Annotated in this window: 25 protein-coding genes and 6 pseudogenes; 12 read left to right on the top strand and 19 right to left on the bottom strand. The window is 52.8% G+C overall.

The annotated features are described in order from the left end of the window. Positions 1-96 precede the first annotated feature (96 nt). The 8 genes and pseudogenes from ACXLHR_RS18950 to ACXLHR_RS18915 form a co-directional block, all read right to left on the bottom strand. Positions 97-513, bottom strand: a complete 417-nt coding sequence (locus ACXLHR_RS18950) for a DUF1284 domain-containing protein (RefSeq protein WP_458793016.1) — start codon at positions 511-513, stop codon at positions 97-99. Beyond that, complete coding sequence (locus ACXLHR_RS18945; RefSeq protein WP_458793015.1) at positions 510-1100, bottom strand: biotin transporter BioY; 591 nt, start codon at positions 1098-1100, stop codon at positions 510-512. The genes ACXLHR_RS18950 and ACXLHR_RS18945 overlap by 4 nt, the downstream gene beginning before the upstream one ends. Before the next feature lie 88 nt (positions 1101-1188). Next, positions 1189-1791 carry a GntR family transcriptional regulator gene (locus ACXLHR_RS18940; RefSeq protein ID WP_458793014.1) on the bottom strand — a complete coding sequence of 201 codons (603 nt, stop codon included), beginning with the start codon at positions 1789-1791 and terminating at the stop codon, positions 1189-1191. 140 nt (positions 1792-1931) lie between these two features. Next, on the bottom strand, positions 1932-2231 hold the full coding sequence (locus ACXLHR_RS18935) for a CcdB family protein (RefSeq protein WP_458793013.1): 300 nt from the start codon (positions 2229-2231) through the stop codon (positions 1932-1934). Next, on the bottom strand, positions 2231-2467 hold the full coding sequence (locus ACXLHR_RS18930) for a type II toxin-antitoxin system CcdA family antitoxin (protein ID WP_458793012.1): 237 nt from the start codon (positions 2465-2467) through the stop codon (positions 2231-2233). The genes ACXLHR_RS18935 and ACXLHR_RS18930 overlap by 1 nt, the downstream gene beginning before the upstream one ends. A 104-nt stretch (positions 2468-2571) precedes the next feature. Next, positions 2572-3096, bottom strand: a complete 525-nt coding sequence (locus ACXLHR_RS18925; protein WP_458793011.1) for a GNAT family N-acetyltransferase — start codon at positions 3094-3096, stop codon at positions 2572-2574. A gap of 201 nt (positions 3097-3297) precedes the next feature. Next, positions 3298-3555, bottom strand: a pseudogene (locus tag ACXLHR_RS18920) (transposase domain-containing protein); the annotation flags it as partial. Next, a complete protein-coding gene (locus ACXLHR_RS18915; RefSeq protein ID WP_458793069.1) occupies positions 3543-3821 on the bottom strand; it encodes a thermonuclease family protein in 279 nt (92 codons plus the stop codon). The gene ACXLHR_RS18915 and the pseudogene ACXLHR_RS18920, both read right to left, overlap by 13 nt. A gap of 131 nt (positions 3822-3952) precedes the next feature. On the opposite strand from ACXLHR_RS18915, the gene ACXLHR_RS18910 reads away from it, so the two are divergent. The 8 genes from ACXLHR_RS18910 (at position 3953) to ACXLHR_RS18875 (ending at position 12238) form a co-directional block, all read left to right on the top strand. After that, a complete protein-coding gene (locus ACXLHR_RS18910) occupies positions 3953-5533 on the top strand; it encodes an ABC transporter substrate-binding protein (RefSeq protein WP_458793010.1) in 1581 nt (526 codons plus the stop codon). A 116-nt stretch (positions 5534-5649) separates the two neighbouring features. Next, positions 5650-6585: an ABC transporter ATP-binding protein gene (locus tag ACXLHR_RS18905; RefSeq protein WP_458793009.1), complete on the top strand. Its 936-nt coding sequence runs from the start codon at positions 5650-5652 to the stop codon at positions 6583-6585. Continuing rightward, positions 6585-7421: an ATP-binding cassette domain-containing protein gene (locus ACXLHR_RS18900; RefSeq protein WP_458793008.1), complete on the top strand. Its 837-nt coding sequence runs from the start codon at positions 6585-6587 to the stop codon at positions 7419-7421. Before ACXLHR_RS18905 ends, ACXLHR_RS18900 begins: the two co-directional genes overlap by 1 nt. A 21-nt stretch (positions 7422-7442) precedes the next feature. Then, positions 7443-8177 (top strand): glycerophosphodiester phosphodiesterase, encoded by a 735-nt coding sequence (locus tag ACXLHR_RS18895; RefSeq protein ID WP_458793007.1) that lies wholly within the window; start codon positions 7443-7445, stop codon positions 8175-8177. Then, positions 8177-9610: an alkaline phosphatase family protein gene (locus ACXLHR_RS18890; protein ID WP_458793006.1), complete on the top strand. Its 1434-nt coding sequence runs from the start codon at positions 8177-8179 to the stop codon at positions 9608-9610. Before ACXLHR_RS18895 ends, ACXLHR_RS18890 begins: the two co-directional genes overlap by 1 nt. Next, on the top strand, positions 9607-10548 hold the full coding sequence (locus ACXLHR_RS18885; RefSeq protein ID WP_458793068.1) for an ABC transporter permease: 942 nt from the start codon (positions 9607-9609) through the stop codon (positions 10546-10548). The genes ACXLHR_RS18890 and ACXLHR_RS18885 overlap by 4 nt, the downstream gene beginning before the upstream one ends. Beyond that, entirely contained in the window at positions 10545-11447 is a 903-nt protein-coding gene (locus ACXLHR_RS18880) for an ABC transporter permease (protein WP_458793005.1), read from the top strand. The genes ACXLHR_RS18885 and ACXLHR_RS18880 overlap by 4 nt, the downstream gene beginning before the upstream one ends. After that, positions 11444-12238, top strand: a complete 795-nt coding sequence (locus ACXLHR_RS18875; protein WP_458793004.1) for an HAD-IIA family hydrolase — start codon at positions 11444-11446, stop codon at positions 12236-12238. The genes ACXLHR_RS18880 and ACXLHR_RS18875 overlap by 4 nt, the downstream gene beginning before the upstream one ends. 114 nt (positions 12239-12352) lie before the next feature. Here ACXLHR_RS18875 and ACXLHR_RS18870 read toward each other — a convergent pair. Next, a pseudogene (locus ACXLHR_RS18870) lies at positions 12353-12551 on the bottom strand (IS3 family transposase); the annotation flags it as partial. 81 nt (positions 12552-12632) lie between these two features. Between ACXLHR_RS18870 and ACXLHR_RS18865 the strand changes: the two are divergent. The 3 genes and pseudogenes from ACXLHR_RS18865 to ACXLHR_RS18855 form a co-directional block, all read left to right on the top strand. Then, positions 12633-13556 (top strand): annotated as a pseudogene (locus ACXLHR_RS18865) (IS3 family transposase); the annotation flags it as partial. Positions 13557-13759: 203 nt separating this feature from the next. Continuing rightward, complete coding sequence (locus tag ACXLHR_RS18860) at positions 13760-14698, top strand: IS110 family RNA-guided transposase (protein ID WP_458789636.1); 939 nt, start codon at positions 13760-13762, stop codon at positions 14696-14698. 126 nt (positions 14699-14824) lie between these two features. After that, positions 14825-15208, top strand: a pseudogene (locus tag ACXLHR_RS18855) (integrase core domain-containing protein); the annotation flags it as partial. 108 nt (positions 15209-15316) lie between these two features. Here ACXLHR_RS18855 and ACXLHR_RS18850 read toward each other — a convergent pair. Further along, positions 15317-16260 (bottom strand): annotated as a pseudogene (locus ACXLHR_RS18850) (IS3 family transposase); the annotation flags it as partial. Here ACXLHR_RS18850 and ACXLHR_RS18845 point away from each other — a divergent pair. Further along, entirely contained in the window at positions 16176-16757 is a 582-nt protein-coding gene (locus tag ACXLHR_RS18845; RefSeq protein WP_458793003.1) for a phospholipase D-like domain-containing protein, read from the top strand. The pseudogene ACXLHR_RS18850 and the gene ACXLHR_RS18845 overlap by 85 nt on opposite strands. A gap of 101 nt (positions 16758-16858) precedes the next feature. Here the strand turns inward: ACXLHR_RS18845 and ACXLHR_RS18840 are convergent. From ACXLHR_RS18840 to ACXLHR_RS18800, 9 genes and pseudogenes are all read right to left on the bottom strand, one after another. Then, positions 16859-17569: pseudogene (locus ACXLHR_RS18840) on the bottom strand (IS6 family transposase). A 128-nt stretch (positions 17570-17697) separates the two neighbouring features. Continuing rightward, a complete protein-coding gene (locus tag ACXLHR_RS18835) occupies positions 17698-18480 on the bottom strand; it encodes an IclR family transcriptional regulator (RefSeq protein WP_458793002.1) in 783 nt (260 codons plus the stop codon). A gap of 29 nt (positions 18481-18509) precedes the next feature. After that, a complete protein-coding gene (locus ACXLHR_RS18830) occupies positions 18510-19472 on the bottom strand; it encodes a PDR/VanB family oxidoreductase (RefSeq protein WP_458793001.1) in 963 nt (320 codons plus the stop codon). A 10-nt stretch (positions 19473-19482) separates the two neighbouring features. Beyond that, the gene (locus ACXLHR_RS18825) at positions 19483-19902 is read right to left on the bottom strand and encodes a nuclear transport factor 2 family protein (protein WP_458793000.1); all 420 of its coding nucleotides are present in this window, start codon (positions 19900-19902) and stop codon (positions 19483-19485) included. An 8-nt stretch (positions 19903-19910) separates the two neighbouring features. After that, positions 19911-20681, bottom strand: a complete 771-nt coding sequence (locus ACXLHR_RS18820) for an HpcH/HpaI aldolase family protein (protein ID WP_458792999.1) — start codon at positions 20679-20681, stop codon at positions 19911-19913. 4 nt (positions 20682-20685) lie between these two features. Next, complete coding sequence (locus tag ACXLHR_RS18815) at positions 20686-22047, bottom strand: Rieske 2Fe-2S domain-containing protein (RefSeq protein ID WP_458792998.1); 1362 nt, start codon at positions 22045-22047, stop codon at positions 20686-20688. A 30-nt stretch (positions 22048-22077) separates the two neighbouring features. Then, positions 22078-22857, bottom strand: coding sequence for an ABC transporter ATP-binding protein (locus ACXLHR_RS18810; protein ID WP_458792997.1), 780 nt, complete (start codon positions 22855-22857; stop codon positions 22078-22080). Beyond that, a complete protein-coding gene (locus ACXLHR_RS18805; protein WP_458792996.1) occupies positions 22857-23669 on the bottom strand; it encodes an ABC transporter permease in 813 nt (270 codons plus the stop codon). Before ACXLHR_RS18805 ends, ACXLHR_RS18810 begins: the two co-directional genes overlap by 1 nt. Positions 23670-23732: 63 nt before the next feature. Next, positions 23733-24710: an ABC transporter substrate-binding protein gene (locus ACXLHR_RS18800; protein WP_458792995.1), complete on the bottom strand. Its 978-nt coding sequence runs from the start codon at positions 24708-24710 to the stop codon at positions 23733-23735. Positions 24711-24730 lie beyond the last annotated feature (20 nt).

Raw genomic sequence — 24730 nt, 5'->3', positions numbered from 1 at the left:
TGCCAAACTTAGGCGTTAGCCATTTTGTGCCAAAAACGAGCGCTTTTGAAACAGGCACGTTTGGCCACCACTCAAGCACTGCAATCGCAAGTAGGATTAAACGATTGTCCCTTCATAGCCGTTTAAAGAAATATGAGTGCAAAGTTCTCCCCATTGGCAATCGTTACAGGCGGATCGAACCTGATTTTGTGAGAACGCCGACCGAAGTAGCCTCAAAGATCCTTTGTCTAAAGAAAGCTCTGCGCCGGTATGCACCGGCACTTGCAGTATCTTGCCCACATCCTTCGCAGCTTGAAGGTCTCGATTGTAAACACTGTCATCGCTACAATGCGCATTAGCTTCCGCCAGACGCGGAGCACAGATTTCATCCGGCCCGTCTACGATTTCGATAATCTCACCTGCTGAAATTCGCCCCGCAATCACAGTCATGTTGTCTGTGAAGACGGGGCTATACCCTTTGCCAATGTAAGTAAGAATGCAAAGAAGATGGTGAGCACGTAGGCGTACTGTCATTCGGTGTTATTTTTGGTGTCGCGCGTCAACAGTTTAAGCGTCATCGCGCCGAGACCAGACTTTACAATTCCACCGATGATAAAGGGAACGACACCCGCCATAATTGCTTGTTCCGCACCGATCAGCACTGCAAGCCATACGGCCCCAAGAACCAGACAGATCGCGTTACCGATCAGCATAGCAAGAAACGAAAGCCAAACGCGCTGCCCGTTCCAGCCACGTTCCGTTAACCACCCGACAGCCATTCCCGCGACTGGGAAGGCAAAAAGATAGCCGCCGGTTGCGCCTAAGAAATGTTGTGCTCCAGCAGCGCCCCCCGCCAGAACCGGCAGCCCAAGGGCTCCCTCCATCAACCAAGCCACGATTGTGATTCCACCCAGACGCCATCCGTATAAGGCACCGACAAGCATGACCGCAAAGGTTTGCATCGTGATCGGAACTGGGATCATCGGCACTTCGATATAGGACGACAATGTGAGGAAAAGGGTGCCAAAAAAGACCGCAGCTATTTTCCACGATAGTGTAAAGTTCTGCACATCGAGTGCTCTGAGATTGTTGCCGTCGACTGCAGTTGTGGATGAGATCATTTAGGTGCTTCCTTAAAGTATCTATTAAATAATAAGCAGGAATAAAAAAGTATTTAAATTATAGATAGTTTGCAAGGGCCTTCTGCAATCATCCTCGGGAGAGGTGCCGCCTTAAGATCGTAGATGCTGTTTTTTCTTCGCGACGTTCCATGGCCTGAAGGATAGCCACATGGTCTTTGTCCGAGGTGCTCTGCCATGTTTCACGCCATCTGGCGTGAAATCTCTGTGCGGAAAGACGCTGAAGTTGTTTGATGCGTCCCAGTAAAAGAGGCCGTCCGCAGGGCTTCAGGATTTCCAAGTGAAACTGCCGGTTTGCTTTCTCCCAAGAAATAGGGTCGTTGGCATCGTCGCAAGCAAGCCGAAAAATCTCCATCTCCTGCAGAGCCGCTGGCGTAATGTTGGCAACCGCTTTCGTCAAAGCTAGCGGCTCCAGTGCAAGTCTCATTTCCTGAATGTCGTCTTGATCTGCGTCAGTCAAAGAAAACGCTCGGACACCGCGCTTGGGGATGAAGGTGGCAAGTTCCATCTGCACAAGGCGCTGAAGCGCCTCGCGAGCAGGGACGTGACTGCACTTGAATCGTTCGGCGATATGATCCTGCGCAAGTCGAGCACCCTGAGCAATTTCGCCCCTAATGATTTCTTCTGCGAGGACGTCAGCAATAGCTGCAGGTTTTATAGATAAATCAGACATAATCACGATCTAACCTGAACCGGTTCACTGGAACAGGCCGTTGTTTTAAAAAAAGGGGTGGTTCGAATACAGCGCTGACGATCACAATAAATGCACGCCGTTCACAAACCAGCGTTTTTGCCATTAATCGAACCGGGCACTCAAACGCCCGTGGTCAACAGATCGAGAGCCCCTGTGATGTCCGCGTCATGCATCGCAAGGCTGGCAATGGGTGTTTTCAGAATAGATACAGGCACCGCAGACAAAAATTGTGTGACCATCACATGGAGTTCGTTCTGGATATCGAACACTGGATTAAGGCGCTTAGCTGGAGACGGAGCTGTACTGACCGGTATCAATGGCACAACCACACGCGTATTCAGGCTGTCCAGCAGGTCGGCCTGCACGTCAAGCAAATAACTTCCACCGTCCGGGCTGGCATACACATCAAAACGCGCCATCAAAAGGACCGGTATTTTTCTAAGGGTAAACCGTAGCTTTCCACCCAAGCATTGGATGTCTCAAGTGCTTGGGCGTTTTCACGCTTCCATGCAGTGGCTTTTGCATCCCTAATAGCGCGTCGCAAACCCGCCTCCGCAGCCTGTGAGAGGTTCACGCCAAAAGTTCTGGCTTCAGACAAAAGGCCTTGATCCAAGGACAGGTTGGTCGGCTTTTTGGGAATGGGTTGTGCTTGCATCGACTCACCTCGCTATCATGCGCATAATATATGCACATGATAGCCGCAAATCAATCAACAACATCCTTACTCTGCCTTAAGCATGTTCCAAGAGTTTTTAGATGTCAGTGTGCTTTAATGTCATCTATCGAACTTCTGTGTTTGACATAGGTTATCAGAGGCAGATCATAATGCACTTGGATCCCTTGGTAGGTCATGCCAAGCCGCTTCATGACTTTGTGTGAGGCGATGTTGTCTTGATCGGCGACCGCAATCACAAGATCTACGTTGAGATGGTGAAACGCAAAATTCATCGCCGCCTCGCCAGCTTCGGCTGCATAACCTTTGCCTTGAGCCGAAGCTATTAAGCGCCAACCGATTTCTAGCGGTGCGCCCTCAACATGCCCTGCGTCTTGTACACAAGCAGCTCCAACAAGGTCACCGGTACCCTTCTCGATGATCGCCCACCATCCATAGCCGAGCCGCTCCCAGCGCTCTGCTACTCGAATGATGCCCTCATTTGTTTCGACCAATGTTTTAGTCGCCCCAATGTAACGCATCACCTCAGAGTCGCTGTCCATAGCGTGCAATCCCGACGCGTGCTCGGGCGCAAAGGGTTCGAGGCGAAGCCGTTCAGTATCGAGTTTCATGAACATGTATCCAAAAGTATGGTCGGAGTATGAAAGCGCACCACGAGTCGTATTGTTTTACACTATGGCTGGTCAACAACGACGCAATTCAGCATTCGAAAATGCCATCAGCAAGTCGAGAGTCAATAGGAAAGCCCGTAACCGCTTCATTGCTACCACAGCTAATGCGGCTTGACTGTCGGTTACGGAGATCAGCGGCACCTAACTCGACGGCAGCATTTCATCAAGCCTGTTGATCTTATGATCGTGGATGCGGTTCAGTATGTCAGCGAGATAGGCCTGAGGATCAGGGCCGTTGAGCTTGGCGGTTTCGATGATGGTCATGGCGCGTGACAGAGTTTCAACGCCTGTGTCGGCCCCTGCGAAGAGCAATTTCTTGCGGCCTATTCCAATTGGGCGCAGCGCGCGCTCGGCGGAATTGTTGTCTATTGCTAAACGTCCGTCGGTCAGGAACAGGCTGCAATACCCCCCAAACCGGCGGATCGGGCAATTTTCTCCTGCTCTACGAACATATTGGAATATTCGACAAAAGCCCATGCCAGGCCCGCATCGATCAATGCAAATCCCAGATCCATGCCATTAACTGAATAGGACGACACAATCCGGCCATAGGGGTGTCTTGAATGCGGCGTGCAACTTAAACCACCATTATCAGTGAGGTCTCGCAACAAGCGAGTAGCAGAGCGCCCACAGACCCATTCACCTCCTCCGAGTAACTTACACATCTGGCTCGTTTCCGGAGCATCCATGCCAAACAGTCGAATTTGAACGGGGCCAACAAACTGACATCAAACCATCACGTGGTTGTCATATAAAGCTGCTAAATCCTCAGCGAATGATCAAACTAGGGTTTCCAATGTCATATTTTCTACATTCTCGCAAAACACTTGTCGGCCTCTTGGGGGCCACAGCAATTGCTACAATTGCGACAGCCGCACTCGCGCAAAATCGCGCTGATTTGGTTATCGGCGTTGCGGATTTGCCGGCCACGCTTGAGCCAGGCAAAGAGCTTTCCAATGTCGGAACACGAGTAAATTATAGCATTTTCGACACATTGATCCGCCGCGATTTTCTGTCCGAAGAAGGCGGAGGTGGCGCATCACTTATCCCTGGATTGGCCGAGAGTTGGGCGCGAATTGACGACCTGACACTCGAAGTCAAACTTCGCGACGGTGTCATGTTCCACAACGGCGCAGTTATGACGGCTGACGATATTGCCTTTACCTTTTCGCCTGATCGTCTGAGTGGCGAGAATGCAGTTCTTCCAGAGGGGCCTGCCTATTTCTCGGTCTTGGACGAAGTACAGGTTGTTGATCCGCTGACAGTTCGTTTTGTAACCAAGGCCCCTGATCCTCTCTTGGAACAGCGCCTGGCGTCTTGGGCCTCTTGGATCATCAACGAAGATGACTGGGCTGCCAAAGCCGCCGAAAACGGCGGTGTTCCGATGTTCCCCGTGGGAACTGGCCCCTATATGCTCAGCGAGTATCGAGCAGATGAATCCATTCGTCTGGTGGCATTTGATGACTACTTCGATGGCACCCCTTCCGTCGAAACAGTGACGTTCCGCGAGATTCCAGAACCGTCGACCCGTGTTGCGGGCCTCGTGTCTGGCGAATTTGACATCATTACAAATGTCGCACCTGACCAAATCGATCAGATCAACAGCTATGACGGGATCGAAACCCGCTCGGTTGTTCTCGCGAACTCGCATGTGCTGCGCTACAATGTCACTGATCCTGTTTTAGATGATGTTCGCATCCGTCAAGCCATGAACCTCGGGATCAACCGGCCCCTTCTAAACGAAGCGCTTTGGGGCGGTCAGGCCGTTGTTCCCAATGGTCACCAATATCCCGAATTCGGTGACATGTATAATCCTGACCACGTCGGTCTGGAGTACGATCCCGAGCGGGCGCGCGTATTGATCGCGGAATCCGATTATAACGGTGAACTGATCAAGTATTCGACCCAGCCGAACTACTACCTCAACGCGATGCCTGCTGCACAGGTTATCATTGAGATGTGGAAAGAGATTGGCCTGAATGTCGAGCTTGATGTTGTGGAGACATTCTCGGCAACAGACCCCTTGGAATTGCAAATCCGGACATGGTCCAATTCCACGCGTTACCCAGATCCCGTTGGTGGCCTTTGGAACCTTTGGGGCCCGTTCGGCAGCCCACAGCGTGAGAACACTTGGGTTGGTACTGAAAATCTTGATCGGTTCAACGAACTTGGCGCAATCCTGCAAAGCACTGTAGAACAACCGGTGCGTCAGGAAGCCGCTTGGGAAATGTTGGAAATCTGGAAAGACGATGCGCCGGGCACAATTCTTTACCAACCACTGGAAACCTATGGCGTCGCCACAAACGTGGAATGGGAACCATACACATTCTACTACATGGACCTTCGCCCCTATAACCTGAACGTTGAGGTCGAGTAGTGGTCGTCAATCAAGTAGTGGCGGGAGGTGGCAGTTCTGCGGCCTCCCGCATTCCCTTTCTGAGATCGATATCTCCACAACTTGTTAAACCAGTACTCGAAGTCCGTAATCTCAGAGTGCGCTCGACCAAGGCTGATCTTGTTGAAGACGTCAGTTTTTCCGTGACGCCGGGTGAAACCCTTTGTCTCGTCGGTGAGAGTGGCTGCGGCAAAAGCCTCACCTGCATGGCTATCCTCGGATTGCTCGACGACGGATTGCAACCAAGTGGCTCTATCGAGCTCTTCGGGACACAGACCCTTTGCGCATCAGAAACGACCCTGAACCAGCTTCGCGGTAAAGATGTGACAATGATTTTTCAGAATCCTATGGCAGCTCTGAACCCGATCCAGCGGGTCGGACAACAGATCGTTGAAGGAATTTACCAGCACACTGCATTGCGCGGCCAAGCCGCCGAACACAGAATGGAGCAATTGCTTGATCAAGTCGGCATTCCATCCGTCAAGCGCAACAAGACGCTTTATCCTCATCAGCTTTCTGGCGGTATGTGTCAGCGCGTCATGATTGCTATGGCACTTGCGAGCAAACCAAAACTTCTTATAGCTGACGAGCCCACGACGGCACTCGATGTCACCATTCAAGCGCAAATTCTGCGTTTGATCGAAGACCTCCAGAGCGAACTTGAACTTGCCGTCATTTTTGTGACGCACGACCTTGGTGTCGTGGCCGAAATCGCAGATCGGGTGGCTGTCATGTATTCGGGGCGCATTGTGGAAACAGGGGCGACGTCAGATTTATTCGACAACCCCGCGCACCCCTACACGCGAGCCTTAATGAGCAGTCGGATCGGGTTCAGCCGCGAGCCTGGTACGCCGCTCGACGTCATTCAAGGAACAGTACCATCTCCCTCAGACCGCCCTGAAGGATGTTCATTTGCGCCACGTTGTTCGCTTGCGCAAGACATTTGCAAGACGACACCGGCCTTGCAACAAACACAAGGCACATCAGCGGCTTGCCATTTGATACCCTCTAAGAAAATAGAGGCCGCGCGATGATGCCTGATCCATCAAACGGGGTTGTTGTGGCCGATCTGATTCAGGCCTACCCTGACGGCTCTCGTCTGTTTCGCAAGCCTACGATGAACAAGGCTGTGGACGGCGTGAGCTTTCATTTACATGCTGGCGAGACTCTCGGGATTGTCGGAGAAAGCGGTAGCGGTAAGTCCACGCTTGGCCGTATGGTAGCCGGCGTCGAAGCCCCTCATAGCGGCAAGGTTAATTTTTGGGGCGAGCCCTATGCCCCAGTCGGGTCAGCCCTCTGGCGACAGCAACGAAAGCAAGTTCAAGTCGTATTCCAGAACCCCGCAGCGGTCGTCGATCCGCGCTGGACAATTCACGCCCAGGTCCGTGAGGCCATGACGACACATGAAACTCTGAGCCGCGAAGATGCTGACCGCCGCACACAAGACACGCTCGAACTTGTTGGACTTGGCACAATGGGCAACAGGTTGCCCCATCAGCTTTCTGGCGGGCAATTGCAGCGTGCCGTGATTGCGCGGGCGTTGATCCTTCGGCCTCGGTTACTGGTCTGCGACGAAGCAGTAAGTGCCCTCGACGTTTCCGTTCAGGCACAGATTATCAATCTGTTGCTCGACCTGCGTGACAGGCTGCAGCTGACAATGCTGTTCATTTCGCACGACCTGTCTGTGGTTCGTCATATCAGTCACAGAATGGGTGTGATGTATCAGGGGCAGTTGATGGAGATCGGTGATACCAAGACGCTGTTTGACAGGCCAAGACATGAATATTCGCGCAGATTACTGAGCTCAATTCCAGCCGATAGACCACGCCAATCAAAACATCACGAAATAGAAAGCATCGGCGCCTCGTAGGGGCGTCCGTTGAAACCGAACATGCAACATGAACTGATGAAGATCATCGCTCACCGTGGCGACAGCGCAAACCATCCCGAAAACACGCCTAAGAGTTGGTCGAAGGCATATGCGACCGGTGCTCACGCAGTAGAGGCCGACGTCCGCTTTCTAACTGACGAGACTGGTATTTGTGCCCACGACCCGACGCTAGAACGCCTGTTCAACCGACCTGAACGTGTCGATGTGCTGACCCTTCCGGAACTACAAAGCTTAACAGGCGGACAAGCGGGCCTCGGATTGCTTACCGGTGTTCTGGATAACGCAAAGGCTGGAAGGGCCGTTGTTCTCGACCTCAAAGATGAAAGTCCAAGGGCGCTTGATCTCGTGTGGAATAACATCAACGAACGAGTCTCAACGCACCATAGACATCTTGTCACCATAGGTTGCCATAGCACCGAAGCCGTGGCGTTTTTTGAAGATAAGCAGAGCGTAAACGTTCTTGGCTTTATACCCAGCGCGGATGATGGCCCCTCGTTTTGCAACCGAGGAGCCACGATCATCCGCCTTTGGGAAAGTGATGTAACCCCCCGTCGCGTCCAAGACATCAAGTCATTGGGTTGCGAGGTTTGGGTGACTACGGGCGCAGGAACGACTGGCAGGCGCACTGGCGAAATAAATGAGATGAGCCTTCGGCTTTTATCAGCCGCTCAGATTGATGGTATTCTTGTTAACGATGTGCCCCAAACCAAATTAATCCTAGAGGAATTCAAATAATGCGCGGGTCCACACTTATAGTTGCATTTGATGGGTTGCGCCGTGATCGGGCAACCTCTGATCTAATGCCCAATCTTTCGCGATTTATGGCTGAAGGGGCTGATTTCCTCAATTCACGATCAGTGTTTCCCAGCGAAACACGGGTCGCGGTTACCTCGGTCATGACAGGTTGCCCACCGTCGGACCATGGGCTTGTTGCCAACCAGTTCTATCATCCGCTCCAGCCCGATGCGCCATTTAAGACTGCCGATTGGGACCAACTTGAAACTGCGGCCAACGCGGGTCAACTCTTGGACCGCAAAACGATGGGCCAACGCATGGCGGAGAATGGCCTTACAATGGCAGTCGTTAGTACGGCATCAAAGGGCGCATCGCGCATGATGAACTCCAGTGCCCATGCGCTGAGCCAGCCCGTGTTCACCGTACATGGCCCACCGGTTTCAAGTGTGGACCTCCACGATCTTATCGCCCAAAAGATGCGCGACATCCCACACCCCGGAACGCCGAACGTGGAACGGATTACCTATTCAACGGATGCTTTACTTGAGGTGATTTATCCCCAATTCTCACCCGACATGTGTGTGTTTTGGATGAGTGATCCAGACATTACGTCACATATGTTTGGCATCACATCCTCTGAAAGTGTGGCTGCGCAAAAAGCGTGCGACGAAAATTTTGGACGAATTATCGCGTGGTGGCGCGCAGGTAACGGCCCCGAGAATATCGTTGTGATGTCCGACCACGGGCAAATTACTGGCTCTCAACAATTGAAAAATCCAAAGATCATCCCCGACCGTTTTGGTAAATCAACTGTTGGGGCATTTAGCGGCATCTATCTGGATGACCCGTCCGACACCAAGAAAACCGAAGTTGTCGATTGGCTTGTGCAACAGGATTTCTGTGGTCTGGTTTTCGCCACCGCAACGGATGGGACCGCAATTGAGGGGGCATTTACGTGGGAGGCGGTGCGTAACGATCACCAACGCGGACCGGATGTCGGGTTTACGCTTCGGTCCACGAATTCATCCGAAGGCTGTAGCCCGCAGCCTGACAGTTGTATTTTCGCTGGCGGTATCCCAGTGGGTGGCGGAATGCATGGCGGGCTTAATAAAGGCGAATTGTCTACAGTGCTAGCAGCGCAAGGCCCTGCGTATCGATCAGAGTTTGCGTCGGCTACACCGTGTTGGCTCCCCGATATTATACCAACGATACTGATCACAATGGGCCTGTCAATTGATGGTACAACGGGGCGACCACTGCGAGAGGCCCTGGTGGGGGATGATGCGCGCTTTGGAACGATACCAGCGGTTGAAACGCAAGTGCTAAGCGCATCACTTCACGGGCATGAACAATATCTGCGGCAGTGGGTAATTGATGGAAAAACGATCGTCGATTGTGGCTGGACGGCAGGGACTGGAGCGTGGGTACAATGAACCTGCACTTCATACTGACCAAATTGGCCCGCGGCGCTTTCACACTTCTGCTCGCCGTGACATTCGTATTCATAGTCTTACGCGCCTCAGGTGACCCTGCCGAACTGATGATGGCTGATGACGCATCGCCCGCCGCAATAGAAGCATTCCGCGAGCGCTGGGGCCTTGATCGTTCTTATCTCGAACAATACTTGTCCTATTTGGGTGCTATGGCTCGCGGTGATCTGGGTGTCTCCTTTCGGGATGGACGGCCCGCTATTGAAGTTATTTCCGAACGCATCCCCGTCACCTTGCAATTGGGTGCTGCCGCATTGTTGATAACACTCGCTGTCGGGATTCCATCTGGCGTGGTTGCAGCCTTGCGTCGCGGCACTTGGGTTGACCGCATCACCATGTCAGCAACTATTCTCGGGCATAGCATCCCGAATTTTTTCCTGGGCATACTGTTGATTCTGCTGTTCTCAATGACACTGCGTTGGCTGCCCAGCTCTGGCACAGGCAGTTTCTGGCACCTGTTGATGCCAGCGGTAACTCTTGGAACAGCAAGTGCAGCAACGATTGCTCGATTTACACGTTCTTCAATGTTGGACATTTTACACATGCCCTTCATGCGGACGGCGACAGCCAAAGGTATTCCGCCCGACAAGCGCGTTTTGAAACATGCCCTGCCCAATGCCGCAATCCCAGTGGTCACTGTCGTCGGAATGCGGATCGGCGGTCTTATAGGTGGGGCCGTGACCATTGAAACCGTCTTTGCATGGCCTGGGGTCGGATTGCTTCTAGTGAATGCCGTCAACCAACGCGACCTAGCGGTTGTTCAAGGTGTCATCCTTCTGATTGCTTTAACCATGGTCACAGTTAACCTCATTGTTGACCTCACCTATGGCTGGCTCGACCCACGCATCGAAATCCATAATAAACGAAAGGCTACGGCATGAATTCCGCTGACGTTTATAAAGGTGCAAACAAGCCACGCCGCCGTGATTTTTTGACCCGTATATGGAAAACTCGGCCTCCTGTAATAATCGGATTGTGTGTCGGGTGGCTTCTTCTTGTGCTCGTTCTGGCTCTTTGTGCAGACGTTATTGCGCCCTTCGCCTATGCTGAGCAAAGCCTGCTCAAACGCCTTACGCCGCCCGCTTTCATGGATGGATTGCCAGAGTTCTGGCTCGGGACTGACAACCTAGGGCGAGACGTACTGAGTCGCGTAATTTATGCAATGCGGACCAGTATCCTGATTGCAATCATGGGAACTGTCATCGGAGCAACAGTCGGGACCGTACTCGGTATCATTGCCGCGCATTTTCGAGGCTGGGTGGATGACATTATTATGGTGATGGTTGATTTCCAAGCCTCCATCCCCTTCTTGATCGTTGCGCTCGCCGTACTCGCATTCTTTGGCAATAACTTCATTCTTCTGGTGGTTTTGATCGGCCTTTTTGGATGGGACGGTTACGCGCGAATTGTACGTGGACTTGTGTTGTCAACAAACGGACAGGGTTATGCCTACGCCATTCGCACGCTGGGGGTGCATCCTGTGCGAGTCTACTGGCGTCATGTGGTTCCAAATATGTTGGGTATCATTATGGTTCAGGTCACCTTGAATTTCCCTGAGATTATTCTGCTAGAGACGTCCCTTTCCTTTCTTGGCCTTGGCGTTCAACCGCCGGCGACAAGCCTCGGCTTGCTATTGGGTGAAGGTCGCAACTATCTTGCGACAGCTTGGTGGATCGGTGTTCCTGCTGGTGTTGTTATTTTCCTTACAACCCTATCCATCAGCCTTTTGGGGGACTGGATGCGTGATAAACTCGATCCGAATTTGCAGGATAAAACGTGATAAAACCTTCAACGAAAACACTTCGGCTAACGTCCCTTGATGAGCTGGAATTCTCGGCAGTCCTGTCTGATCTGGATGGCGTTGTTTATCGAGGCGAAAACATCATTCCAGGTGCCGCCGAGCAATTCGCCGCATGGCATCGCGCCAACATCCCTTACTGCTTTGTCACGAACAACGCCGAAAAATCGCCAACCGAGTTTGCGGCCAAGGTCAATCGATTGGGCATCATTTGCACTGCCGATCAGGTTGTCACATCTGGTGAGGTCGCACTCACCTATACCCGTGCAAAATACCCCAAAGGCACGGGCGTCTATGTCATAGGGTCAGATTCTTTTAAGGCCCGAATTGAAAGCGCTGGCTTTGAAATAGTCGAAAGCGGTGCGGCAGCCGTCATCGTGGCATTGGATCGAAAATTTGATTACGCGATGATGACACAAGCCGCGCTCAACATCTTGGCTGGTGCAGAACTCATCGGGACCAATCCCGACGTCATCCGGCCCACCGCAGACGGATATGAGCCCGGCACGGGTGCACTGCTGGCGTCAATCGCCTCTGCCACGAGTGTTAAGCCCCTAATTCTCGGAAAGCCGTCAGGGGATATTTTAAAAACTTCGCTAGAGCGTATCGGGGCAGACTCTCATAATGCCATAATGTTGGGGGATCAGCTTGGGACTGACATCTTAGCCGCGCAGAACGCAGGCATTCGCGGCATTCTGATTGAAACGGGCGTGCCCATTGACCACCAGAGCCTAATTCAAGCGGACTATGTCATCCGATCACTTGTAAGTTAATTTAACTCGCCCTAACTATCCGCGGTTATGTTAAGTGCTTCAACTTTTCATCACCGAGAAAGCCGAATGCACAGTTTGGACCTGTCGCGCTTTAGTGCCGCCCCAAGTGCTCGTTTAAGCCACCTCTCGTTCGAAGGCGACAGGGCTTTTCCAGCCCAGTGCTGAGTGGCTGCGTCGCGGATTGGTATTCGAAGATGGTTATCTCAGCCTGCCTGCGGGTGCCCCATGTGTCTCGCCAGATTAGCTCTGCTTTGATCGTTTTGAAGAACGTCTCAAACGCCGCATTATCATAGCCATTTCCTTTGCCGACATTGGCCACAACACCCCCCTTCTGCGGTCGCATCCCAAATTGCGGTTATTCGCCCGGTAATCCTCCCCAAAACTAAGGGGATGCGAGCACGGCATGAGCAACGCGTCATTCTACAAATGGAGGTCGAAGTATGGCGGGATGGACGCATCGATGATTAGCCAGATGAAGGCCCTTGAAGACGAGAACCGGCGTCTCAAGAAGATGTATGCCGAGATGAGCATGCAAGCTGAGTTACTGAAGGAAGCCCTTGGAAAAAAGTGATCCGGCCAGCCCTGCGTCGGGGTCTGGCCGAGAAAGCTGTGGCGCGACACGGTGTCAGCATTGCGCTGGCCTGCCGCACCTTTGGCGTGAGTGAGACCTGCTATCGTTACAGCCCGCTCTTGAGCGACGAGAACGAAGAGGTCGCCGATCTGCTGGTTGGGCTAACGACCGCCCGGAAGACGTGGGGGTTTGGGCTATGTTTCCTGCATCTACGCAATGTGCAGGGCCATCCGTGGAACCACAAACGCGTTTACCGCATCTACTGCGAACTGGAACTGAACTTGCGGATCAAACCTCGGAAACGGTTAAAGCGGGACAAACCCGATGCGCTGGCAGTGCCAGACGCACCGAACGTGACCTGGTCGATGGACTTCATGGCGGATCGCCTCGGGGACGGTCGGGCGTTTCGGCTGTTGAACGTGCTGGACGACTTTAACCGCGAGGGTTTGGGCATTGAAGTTGATTTTTCTTTGCCCGCCGAACGGGTCATTCGCAGCCTCAATCGGATCATTGAGTGGCGTGGAAAACCAGAAACTATTCGGGTTGAATAATGGCCCAGAATATATCAGTGGCAAGCTGTTAGAATGGGCTGAAAAACAAGGTATTAGCATCCAGCATATCCAACCCGGAAAGCCGCAGCAGAACGCTTACATCGAGCGCTACAATCGCACGGTCAGGCATGAATGGTTGGACCAACACATCATTGAAAACATCGAGGAGGCGCAAGACTTCGCCACACAATGGCTTGTCTTATAATGAACTTGGCTCCTGCTTTATAATGGGGCCACTGCCCGCCACGTCATTTGTGACAGGCAGTGGCGGCGGTTGGATCGTAAATGGCTGGGTCATGATGGACCGCTCCAGAGTTTGATCAACCGCCGTCTTCCCCAAAGGCCTGAACGGATACGCGTGCAACAAGTCACGTATGACAAGCATAGGATATGGAGAATATGACAGATCATAACATTGGCGTGGACATTTCTAAATCCCATCTGGACGTGTTTCGATTGGAAGACGACATGGCTAAACGCTTCGATAATTCAATCACAGGCTTCCGTGCTCTTATCAGATGGTTGGGCAAGGCGACCCGTGTAGCGAGGGTCGTTTACGAGCCGACAGGATCGTATCACAAAGCCTTTGAAGCGACACTTGGGAAGGTGTTACCATTGGTCAAGGTAAATCCTTTGCAGGCGCGCCGTTTTGCGCAGGCCCATGGTACGAGAGCTAAGACTGATGCAGTCGATGCTCGAATGTTGGCGCTTATGGGCGCGGCATTTAATCTTGAACCACAAGTGCCTCTCCCGAAAGAAGCAATTGACCTCAAAGACTTGCATGTTGCGCGGGCTGGGTTGGTCAAGGATCGCACCAGATTGCGCAACCGTGCTCAAATTCAGGGGTTATCTCTCCTGAAACGCCAAACCAAAGCGCGTCTCACGCTAGTGGAACGCCAGATCGTTGAGTTGGACGCCGAGATAGCAGCGCTGATCCAGGCGCGGGAGAGCACCGCACGTACGCATGATATTTTGCGTTCCATGCCCGGTGTCGGCGCTGTTTCTGCTGCCGCAATATTGACCCTGATGCCCGAACTCGGCACGCTAGATCGCAAACAAGTGGCCAGCCTGGCTGGTCTCGCCCCCATCACACGCCAGTCTGGATTATGGCAGGGCAAAGCGTCCATCGGAAGCGGGCGCAAGCCCTTGCGCGATGCCCTTTACATGCCCGCATTAGTCGCCATGCGCTGGAACCCAGACCTCAAAGCAAAATACGAACACCTACGAGACGTGGGAAAACCCGCCAAGGTCGCAATCGTCGCTATAATGCGGAAGCTAATCGAAATCGCAAATGCACTTGTCAAAGCTAATCGCAAATGGACACCAAAAACCGCTTGATCAAGACGGATACTCTGGACTTACAACAATGACCGCCCGAATATGGGCATCGGCGGCATCACACCCGCACAGAAACTAAAAATGGCCGCGTAAGTTCTACAGCCGCACCCCGTTAAAAATGGGGGGATTACCCACAAACCTCGCCTGCTGAGTGATAACGGCTCCAGCTACGTCTCGGGGGAGCTGGCGGAATGGTTGAAAGACAAGGATATGAAGCACAGCCGTGGCGCGCCCTATCATCCTCAAACGCAGGGCAAGATCGAGCGGTGGCATCAGACCTTGAAGAACCGCATCCTGCTGGAAAACTACTTCCTACCCGGCGATCTTGAGGCTCAGATCGAAGCCTTCGTAGACCACTACAATCACCAGCGTTACCACGAGAGCCTGAACAACGTTACACCCGCCGACGTATACTTCGGACGCGACAAAGCCATTCTACAGCAACGGGAAAGGATCAAACGTAAGACGCTCGAAACGCGACGCTTGCATCACAGACAACACGCCGCATAATGCAACCAACCAGATGAGCCGAACTCTCTCTTAGTCTAGACCGCCTTTGGTGCCAAAAACCCTGACGACGGACAGGTCAGGCCATCAAGCCGCAATACCATACTCACAGTCGTAGCAGTTACCTTTGCTGCTCATTGAGACCTTGAAGCCGTGCAGCTTCAGGCGCCGCTGATACTCGTTTGAACAATATTGCGACCCGCGATCCGTATGGTGAATGCAGTCTTTCGGCGGTTGTCGCAAAGCAACGGCCATATCTAACGCCCGGATCGCTAGATCCTTCTTCATGCGGTTGCTGACAGCCCAACCGATGACACGGCGAGAATACAGATCAAGGATGACGGCGAGATACAGCCACCCTTCACTGGTCCATATGTAACTGATGTCACCTGCCCATTTTTGGTTGGGGCCAGTCGCTGAGAAATCTTGATCCAACAGATTGGGTGCGATGTTGAACGTGTGGTTACTGTCCGTCGTCGCCTTGTATTTCTGGGTTCTTATGATCTTGATGCCATTCTCACGCATCAAACGCCCTACGCGCCGGTGTCCGATCTTCAGCCCTAGCTCCTGCAATTCTTCAGTCATGCGGGGTCGCCCATAGCTTTCTAGGCTTAACCGATGTTGTTCGCGGATATGGGCCAGAAATACCATATCATCCCGCTGGCTCTGGCTCATCGGACGCACCCGCCAAGCACGGAACCCACGCGATGTGACCTGCATGATACGGCAGAGAAATTCCACGGACCAAACTTCTTTCCAGGCGTCGATGAACGCAAATCTCACCGGCTTTGGCCTGCAAAGAAGATTGCCGCCTTTTTTAGCACTTCCCTCTCCTCACGCAGTAGGCGGACTTCTTTGCGAAGCCGCGTGTTCTCCTTTTCGACGTCTTCATGCGGTCCTGACATCAGATCGTCATGCTGATGTTGCTGAACCCATTTGTTCAGCGTCGAAAGCCCAACCCCTAAATCCGATGAAAGTTGAGGCCGCGTTAGGCCACTGCTCATCGCCATGCGCACCGCATCACGCCGAAACTCGTCTGTGTATCTCTTTGCCATTCTCTATCTCCTTCATAGCAAACATTGCTCGAAAGAGACCGGAACTAAACCGTGACAAGTCCAAGCACCGACGCGACCTGCTTGAGGCCGGTGTCGAACTGTTTGAATTGAGGCTTGGCGCAACAACAGTCACGGGACAGAGCGAACTTGGCAGACTTGGCCTTTCGGGAGCGAGCCTGCACAGCAAGACCTTTGCGATTGACGACGCCCGGATATTCGTTGGTTCGTTTAACTTCGATCCTCGTTCCGCATTTTTGAACTGCGAAATGGGTTTCCTCATCGACAGCCCGATAATGGCCGCACAAGCACGGCGCAGCTTTGACGATTTGGAATTGCTCAGCTATCGACCAGAACTCACGCCGGAAAACCGGATGATTTGGCACGAAACACTGCCCGATGGTCAGGTTGTGACCTATCAGGAAGAACCCGGCGCGACGTGGTTCGAACAGGTGGCAATCGTCGTGATCGGGCTCTTACCGATTGAGTGGCTGTTGTGACGCGCCCCCGAAAGACCTTGCAATACCAAACGCCAGCAGAGAAGTTTGCACGGTATTGCCAAGTTGTTGGCATCAGCTTGCGAAGCTTGGCAAAGGCAGGATCATGCCACCATTTCCGCGGTGTAATCTGCCCAGAGGCTGAAAGCATCGGAGCGGGCGTGGCGGTATGAAGTTGCGTTCAGTTGATATCGGCGGGGACGGAAGAGCAAGTTGATCTGGTCATGTGCGGCCAAAAACCTCTGTGTCTGCCGGTGGGATTTGAATTTTCCGAAGATCTTCTCTCGCTTACGTGTCGGCCGGTGTGACACTTCGATCGCGTTATTAGGCCCTTGTGCCCGCGATGGTCAGCGTTCGGGGCCAGTGTTTTGACCGGCTTGATATAGCTACGCAATTTGTCAGCTAAGACCACCCTCGGCTCGCCAAACTGTGAAACCAATCTTTGGAAAAAGCGCTTTGCTGCTTTGGAATTGCGGCGTGTTTGCACGAGCAATATCGAGGACGTCTCCATCCGCGTCGATCGCACGCCACAGCCAGTGTTTCTTGCCACGGATCGTGATCACGACTTCATCCATGTGCCACTTGTCGTCCGGCCGTGGTCGATCCCGGCGAATGCAATTTTCGAAGTGTTGACCAAAGCGGTTGACCCAAAGTCGGATTGCTTCTCGGCTGACAATCACGTCCCGCGCGGCCAACAGGTCTTCAACATCAGCCGTGCTCAGAGCTAACCGATGGTAAGCCCAAACAGCGTAAGCAATAATCTCACGAGGATAACGAAAACCCTTCAGGCGTGGCAAATCAATTGGAATATTCATGGAGTCCACATACCTTTAGCAAACCCAGTCAACAACTTGGCAATACCTCCACGGGCCCTAGAAAATATCTACAGCTACCGATTAAAAAACGGTATCGGCAAATCAAACGCAACGACAAACGCAGTTTTTCAACGGAGTACTGCTACTTCGTGCTCGATTTGTTCTTTAATTAATTTGAAATGCTCTTTCATACGTTGGGTTGGCGCGGAAACACACAATGCATATGTGTCACCGGCCAGACGTATTGGAACAGCAAGACATGTTAAGCCAATCGAATATTCCTCACGATCCAGCGCGTAGCCTTGATTCAGTATTTCTGTAAATTCAGTGCGCAGCGCGGCTTCCGAGCGAAGCGTATGCTCTGTCAAAGACTCAAAGTCACAACTTGCAAAGAACTCCGCGCGGTTCGCTTCAGGGGAAAGCGCCAAAAGTAACTTGCCGGCTGCACGCGCGTGGACATAGCCGCCTAAATATCTGGCACCCACAGCAGCATGGACAGGGTTTGATCCCGCTTCCACAGCAAGGGTCACAAGATCACCGTCGAACCAGCCGGACACATAACTTGTTTCGCCGGTTTTTGTTGCGACCTTTTCGACCAGCTCGCGCAAGGCGGCCGGACACGAAAAATGATTTCTGAAACCATCGATGAGATCCCCGACGCGCAACCCAAGCACGTAATTGTTTTCGGCTGAACGGCGAAGTAGGCCAATCACTTCAAGAGATTGCAAAAGGTGATAGGTAGCTTGGGTCGGCAATCCGGTGATTTGGCGAATTTCGGAAGCTTTCAGTCCGATGCGACTTTCGGCAACACAAAACAAAATGGATGCTGCTCGTGAAACGGATTGCACACGCGGCTTCGTTGACGTGCGATCTTTTACCGAAATCGCCGGTTTTTCAAGCTCTAGCCCCATTTACACATCACTTCTGATTACCTGCTGCACTATAAGTCCAGCACAATTCTTCGACCTTTACATCGTGAAACGCAAATTGTCATTTGATCATTCTGTGCGTGCTCTTCGTCAGAAAGATACATATCTTCATGCTCCGGCGTCCCCTCAAGTACCTTAGTAAGACAGGTTCCGCATATACCCTGCTCACAGGAAAGCTCAATTTCGATACCGTTTTGCATCAGGACGTCCGCAATGGTTTTGTCTGACGGGATGTCATAGGTTAGATTACTTTTAGCAAGATGCACTTCAAAGCTATCGCCACCTTCATCCAGAACAGGCGCGTCCGCACTGAAATGTTCGAGATGGACAGCACCATCGGGCCAGTTCGGTTTAGCGATGGCGGCTACGGCATCAATGAACGGCGTTGGACCACACAGATAAACATGGGTTCCTTTCTCATATTGATCGAGTATCAACGAAAGTGTGCTCTGCACGGCTTGGCCATCAAGACCGAAATAGTGGGTAGTGTTGTTCATCAGGGATGAACTTTCGATCAGATCGGCGAATGCCGTAACTTCGCGGGATCGGGTGAAATAATGAAGCTCATAATCCTTACCGATAGCATCAAGATGAGAGGCCATCGACAGAATGGGTGTGATTCCAATACCGGCGGCCAGTAGAATGGCCCTTTCGCCATCGGGTTTCAGGGCAAAATTGTTGCGCGGTACCGAGATCGAAAGAGTATCGCCAACATTCAAAAGATCATGAACAGCCGCCGACCCACCGCGCGAAGCGGGTTCGCGTTTCACGGCGATGTGATAGGCTTTGAAAGCCCCGGGTGCCGGCCAAAGTGAATACTGCCGAATCAATCCGTTGGGCAGATGAATATCGATGTGCGCGCCGCAGTCGTAATCGGGTAGATCGGCCCCTGTGGTATTGGCGAGGACGATACGAACGACCTCTTCGTTTTCTTTGGTAACATCTTCAACCGTGACAGAAATTGTAACTGACATACCTATGACCTCACGACTTGGGGTGGCTAATGGCAAATTGGCGAACAGTTTTCTTTTGCTGAATTTGCCACCGGTCGTCTTGTTGGATCAACGATCCGTTCGACGTCAGGACCATGGCTGGCCCTGGTACGGTTGGCACATCACCAGAGGGTGTCGTACCCGAATACAGCGTAATGTAAACACTGAAATCCTGTCCAGCTTCAGTTTTGACCAGCACGACGTTACTGATGACATGGCGGGTGCGCAGGTCCGGATCGCGGTCATCATATGCGGCCTCAACTTGCTTTGGTCCGGTCAGAACCTCTCCCTTGCGGTGCCATTCGCCATCACTTGCGAACGCGGCTGCAGCATCGGCAAAACGCACTTCGTCGAGAGATTGATAAAACGCCAGCAAAAGCTGTTGTCCGGCGATAATGGTGTCAGTCGTCATGGCTTTTCCTATTCTTTATGTGCTGTCGTCATCATTGCGGTGACATTGCCGACCAGCGCGCCGATGTCGGAACCGACTAAGAAGAAGCTGGCACCGTGACCACGCCAATGGCTGACCTTATCCGGGGGGCAAAAAATGCCAGTTGCAGCGCCCGCAACTTTGGCTTTGGCAAGGGCAGCTTCAATGGCTTGGCGCACGTCTGGTGTGTCCGGTTTGGCCCGTTGACCGAGTTGCGCTGAGAGGTCCATCGGACCGATAAACACAGCGTCAATCCCGTCAACTGCGGCGATGGCCGCGATGTTATCAAGGCCATCCTGACTTTCGATTTGCGCAACTACCACGACCGGCTCGGGTGGGCCATCGGCGAAATAGGACTTGTCCATTCCGTAACGCGAAGCGCGCACGCTGCCGCCGATACCGCGTTTTCCTTCAGGTGCAAACCGTGTTTGCGCCACTATTTCACGCGCTTCATACTCCGTTCGCACATCTGGGATCATGATGCCGGTCACACCTAGATCCAGTACTGGTTTAATGATGGCCACGTCGCCTGACGCAATCCGCACAAGCACGGGTTTGCGATTAGCAATTGCTGCCACTTGCGCGTGCATATGTGGCAGAGAAGTGGCACCGTGTTCCGCCTCAAGACAGATATAATCAAGGCTGGTGTGGCTCAGGATTTCTGAAATTTGAAACGACGTAGTGCACTGAAACATCCCGCAAACCGGTCGCGCTTCGACGACGAATTCGCGAAATGATGACGCCATACTCTTCTCTGCCATTGCCTTATTCCCCGACTTTTTCAGGCTGCGCGTCCCGGGTAGCTTTGCCGCCCTCTGCAAGGGCAAGCTTGTTGCCGAAGCGTTCAATCATCACATCATCAAACGCGATTTTGTCGCTGCACACATGACTGCCCGACCGTAGACGATACTGACCGGAGTGGGAATGTGCCGTTGGCAGCAAGCCTTCGTTGTCCAGTGCCATAGCCGCATCAAGGATATAACGGCGGAATTGAACAACACCTAAATCGGCGGAATTCAGATGTTCTTTGCTACGGTCAACGATTGGCCCCATGCTGGTCTGAATCGCAGCATCCTGTTCGGACACCCCTTTGACGCCAGTGTAAGTTTTGGTGCGCTGCTCGTCGCGATCAATCATGAAGTCGTTGGATTCATTGCGGACCGGCACGTAGTTTTCGTCGGTTTCTGCGTGAATGGACGCACCCTTCTGGAAGCGAGCGACTTCGTCGTCGGTCAGTTTACGATCTGCATTCCATGTGTAGTTGAAAATCCAGCACGACACGTCATCAATCGGCACCCAGCATTGGCCGTGCATATTTTCACCCGGAAAGGCGTTGGGAGCAAGGCCGTGGTTGGGCATCAGGAACTGGCTGATACGCCAGTATGTATCTCCCTCGTCCGCATAACGGGCGCCGCCAATAGTAATTCCGGTCTCGTGCTTGTTAATCGAAAAGCGTGGCGAACCGTCGTTGCGGATCCAGCCAAGGCGACGTTCATCGGCGGAGGATTCGGCGACAAACGCATCTTTGCCAAAGTCGATTTTACCTCCCACCAGGGGCATGTGCAGGAACGAGAAATGCGCGGTATCAAGCGCCCCTTCGCAGGCCTGTGCCCAGTTGGTGGTCTGTAGTTTTTTGGAGACATAAACCTGATCGGACGGAAGGGCCGTGAATTCAAAATCAGGCATTTCTGGCATCAACTCTTCAGGACCGAGGTAGACCCAAATGATACCGCCAGCTTCGCGGGTCGGGTAGGTTTCGAGCTTGATCTTTTTGCACATCTTTTCACGCTGGCCGTTATCAGGCAGCGTCGGGATGTCCAGACAGTTGCCGTCCACGTCGAATTTCCAGCCGTGATAGGCGCAGCGTATGCCACCGTCTTCGACGCGACCGAAAAACAGGTTTGCGCCACGGTGCGGGCAGGTGGGTGTGATCAGTTGCGCACGCCCGTCAGTATCACGGATCGCGACCATGTCGGTTTCCAGAATTGTGATGCGGCGCGGCGGGCAATCGGGTTCGGGTAATTCACGCGATAGCAGCGCAGGTTGCCAGAAAAACCGGAACATTTTCCCCATTGGGCGGTCGGGACTGGTTTGGGTCAGTAGATTGTTCTTTTCTGTCGTCAGCATTTTAGGTCCTCCTCAAGTGATATGTTCGGTTTAAGAGTCCACGCCTAGCGCGGCTGCAATTTTATCGTGTAGGATCAAAAACTTATCACGATCTGTGCGGTCTTCCGGTGTTGGGGCTTCTTCCAGCAATAATTTGGCAGGGGCGCCAAGCACCAGAATGCGGTCCGCCATTTCGATCGCGTCATCAATTCGGTGAGTAATGAACAGACAGGTTTTGTGATACTTACGGATAACGTCGCTGACATCGGCACGAAGGGTTTGCGAGGTGACGTGATCCAACTGGCTGAAACATTCGTCTAACAGCAAAATCTCGGGGTCAATCGCAAGGGCGCGCGCAAGGCTGGCCCGTTGCCGCATCCCCCCTGACAACTCGTACGGATACAGCTTTGCCGCCTCGGTCAGGTTCACACGCGCAAGCCATTCCATCGCCTTTTCACGGGCATCCTTTTTGGTTTCATGCAAAATCAGCAGGCCGAGTTCGACGTTTTCGACTGTCGTGCGCCAAGGCAGCAAGCGGTCCGTCTGAAAGCCCACCGAAATCGTGCGACGCAGCTTTTTGAAGTCCTTGTTGGGGTCCATCCCCATCACACGGACCCGCCCTTTGGTCGGGGTCAGGTTGCCCATAATCAGGTTCAATGCAGTGCTTTTGCCGGCACCAGTCCGGCCTAGGAAGGATACGATTTCACCTTTGTTGACATGAAACGACAGGTTTTCAATTGCGACAACATTACCAAAACTCTTGTTGACGCTATCGATCAGGATTGCAGGTTCCTGACCGTTGTTGGCGGGTGGGGGTGTATGCATGGCCATCAGCGCACCTCGACTTCTGGACGGTAGCGCAAGACGCGTTTTTCAACGAGGGCCACCATGGATTGTGAAAAAATGTTCAGGACTACTAGGAACAGGGTCCAAGCGAAAACCGAGGCAATATCAAAGTTGGCCTGGGCCAGTCCCATCTGCGCCCCGATCCCGACCGCAGATGCGATGAGTTCGGCAAAAATCACCATGCGGGTGGCATAGCCAATGACAGAGCGTGTAGTTGAGAAAACATAGGCAACGATATGTGGCGCGATCAGATAGCGCAGTACCTGCCAACGGCTCGGCCGGAAGCTTTCGCACATTTCAAGCCATTCTTTGGGCAACGCGCGGATGCCGTCAAAGACGTTCAGCGCGTAAAACGGCACCAGAATAACCGACATAATAAAGAAGATACGGATTTCGGGCTCTCTGAACCAGAACACGGCCAACAGCATCCATGACAGGGCTGGAATGCCAGTGTCGATCACCACAAGTGAGCGGATATAGGGCCGTAACTTTGGCATCATCCCCATCACAATCCCGAGGATCGTTCCTAAGATCATTGCAAACACCAGCGCAACAGCGAGGCGCAACAACGTAATCAGGATTTCATCCCAAAGCGGAATCAACTGCGTCCATAGCTTTTCCGCAATCAGCACGGGCGGTGGCGCAATGTAATGTGGTGCAAACATGCTGGCGATTTGTAACGCGACGATAATGAGTGCCACCACGACAAGACCGGCAACGCGATCCTGATTGAGTAGCTTGGCGACTGCAGCGCCCGGCCTGGCTGAGGCCGAAACAGTTGGGTCTTGTGATGACATTAATAAATCCTTCAATCAAATGCGTCGCCCCCCGTTCACGGTAAGGGGAGCGGCAAATTGTATTCAGCTGGCGAAAAATCCATCAACGATTTCACCGTTCTCGGCGTCGACGAAAGCTTGGGTTTTGCGAACGAGGTCACGCCCAGCCGGTTCCAACATCGAATGGGACGAAAAATCCAAGCGGCCGGACTCATACGCGCCCATTAGCACTTCGGGCTCTACGTTCAGCTCTGGCGCCGCGATGGTGAAGGCATCCATTGGGTCAGCATTAATCTGATCCATTAACTGCGCGAACGTGGCATGAACGCGCGCGGCGGCATCTGCCTCACGCTCGATGGCTTCGTTGCGCAGGGCAAAACCGAAGTAGGGCATTTCTGCGCCTTCCGCGTCCTGATATTCGCGGCCCAGATTAAAGATCGAGCGCAGCCCGTCCATGCGGGACATCGCAGCAGAGACATTCGGTTCCCATGAAAGCGCGCCTTCGACATTGCCCGCAAGCAGCAGCGTCATGGCTTGTGCCGGGCTCGGCACGTTCTGCACGGTGATATCTTCGCCCAACTCGATTCCGTGGATGTTGCGCAGCGCTGATTTGCACATATTAAATGCACCCGAAGCAGCAATACCGGCAATCGATTTCCCCCGCAGTTCTTCGATAGAGGACGGGCCATCTTCGGCCGTTACGATATTGATCATCGTCCCGGTGGTGATTGTCGTCACAAGACTGCAGGGAACGCCGCGTTCATACATGCGCAAATAGGTATCCCAAGCGCCGATACCCAATTCGAACGTGCCGGAAATGAAATCGCTGTAGTAGCTGGAAACGGAAGTATATTCGTTGGTGATGTCAATCTCGAGGCCATTGTCCAGATCAGGGCGTTTGGCCTTCAGATATTCGTTAACGATGACGCTGACGCCGGTTTTCAGCGTCGCGTAGCTTAGTTTTATATTGGCATCTTGGGCGAATACTGCCGGTGCTCCAATCAGGGGTGCCGCACTTGCCGCAAGTCCTGTTTGAACGAATGTACGTCTTGAAATAGTCATTTGTCTCTCCCTTGGTTTTA

Source organism: Yoonia sp. MH D7 (assembly GCF_054439475.1).
Note: the sequence above shows the minus strand (reverse complement) of the source record. Positions and strands in the feature narration are given on the sequence as shown.

What these genes read in the sequence shown, in the direction of transcription:
- ACXLHR_RS18830 (WP_458793001.1), bottom strand. Translation starts at nt 19,472, where the DNA reads ATGTCAGTTACAATTTCTGTCACGGTTGAAGATGTTACCAAAGAAAAC.
- ACXLHR_RS18910 (WP_458793010.1), top strand. Translation starts at nt 3,953, where the DNA reads ATGTCATATTTTCTACATTCTCGCAAAACACTTGTCGGCCTCTTGGGG.
- ACXLHR_RS18825 (WP_458793000.1), bottom strand. Translation starts at nt 19,902, where the DNA reads ATGACGACTGACACCATTATCGCCGGACAACAGCTTTTGCTGGCGTTT.
- ACXLHR_RS18885 (WP_458793068.1), top strand. Translation starts at nt 9,607, where the DNA reads ATGAACCTGCACTTCATACTGACCAAATTGGCCCGCGGCGCTTTCACA.
- ACXLHR_RS18820 (WP_458792999.1), bottom strand. Translation starts at nt 20,681, where the DNA reads ATGGCAGAGAAGAGTATGGCGTCATCATTTCGCGAATTCGTCGTCGAA.
- ACXLHR_RS18915 (WP_458793069.1), bottom strand. Translation starts at nt 3,821, where the DNA reads ATGTGTAAGTTACTCGGAGGAGGTGAATGGGTCTGTGGGCGCTCTGCT.
- ACXLHR_RS18815 (WP_458792998.1), bottom strand. Translation starts at nt 22,047, where the DNA reads ATGCTGACGACAGAAAAGAACAATCTACTGACCCAAACCAGTCCCGAC.
- ACXLHR_RS18805 (WP_458792996.1), bottom strand. Translation starts at nt 23,669, where the DNA reads ATGTCATCACAAGACCCAACTGTTTCGGCCTCAGCCAGGCCGGGCGCT.
- ACXLHR_RS18900 (WP_458793008.1), top strand. Translation starts at nt 6,585, where the DNA reads ATGCCTGATCCATCAAACGGGGTTGTTGTGGCCGATCTGATTCAGGCC.
- ACXLHR_RS18845 (WP_458793003.1), top strand. Translation starts at nt 16,176, where the DNA reads ATGAAAGTTGAGGCCGCGTTAGGCCACTGCTCATCGCCATGCGCACCG.
- ACXLHR_RS18895 (WP_458793007.1), top strand. Translation starts at nt 7,443, where the DNA reads ATGCAACATGAACTGATGAAGATCATCGCTCACCGTGGCGACAGCGCA.
- ACXLHR_RS18860 (WP_458789636.1), top strand. Translation starts at nt 13,760, where the DNA reads ATGACAGATCATAACATTGGCGTGGACATTTCTAAATCCCATCTGGAC.
- ACXLHR_RS18940 (WP_458793014.1), bottom strand. Translation starts at nt 1,791, where the DNA reads ATGTCTGATTTATCTATAAAACCTGCAGCTATTGCTGACGTCCTCGCA.
- ACXLHR_RS18810 (WP_458792997.1), bottom strand. Translation starts at nt 22,857, where the DNA reads ATGGCCATGCATACACCCCCACCCGCCAACAACGGTCAGGAACCTGCA.
- ACXLHR_RS18835 (WP_458793002.1), bottom strand. Translation starts at nt 18,480, where the DNA reads ATGGGGCTAGAGCTTGAAAAACCGGCGATTTCGGTAAAAGATCGCACG.
- ACXLHR_RS18800 (WP_458792995.1), bottom strand. Translation starts at nt 24,710, where the DNA reads ATGACTATTTCAAGACGTACATTCGTTCAAACAGGACTTGCGGCAAGT.
- ACXLHR_RS18890 (WP_458793006.1), top strand. Translation starts at nt 8,177, where the DNA reads ATGCGCGGGTCCACACTTATAGTTGCATTTGATGGGTTGCGCCGTGAT.
- ACXLHR_RS18935 (WP_458793013.1), bottom strand. Translation starts at nt 2,231, where the DNA reads ATGGCGCGTTTTGATGTGTATGCCAGCCCGGACGGTGGAAGTTATTTG.
- ACXLHR_RS18880 (WP_458793005.1), top strand. Translation starts at nt 10,545, where the DNA reads ATGAATTCCGCTGACGTTTATAAAGGTGCAAACAAGCCACGCCGCCGT.
- ACXLHR_RS18930 (WP_458793012.1), bottom strand. Translation starts at nt 2,467, where the DNA reads ATGCAAGCACAACCCATTCCCAAAAAGCCGACCAACCTGTCCTTGGAT.
- ACXLHR_RS18925 (WP_458793011.1), bottom strand. Translation starts at nt 3,096, where the DNA reads ATGAAACTCGATACTGAACGGCTTCGCCTCGAACCCTTTGCGCCCGAG.
- ACXLHR_RS18945 (WP_458793015.1), bottom strand. Translation starts at nt 1,100, where the DNA reads ATGATCTCATCCACAACTGCAGTCGACGGCAACAATCTCAGAGCACTC.
- ACXLHR_RS18950 (WP_458793016.1), bottom strand. Translation starts at nt 513, where the DNA reads ATGACAGTACGCCTACGTGCTCACCATCTTCTTTGCATTCTTACTTAC.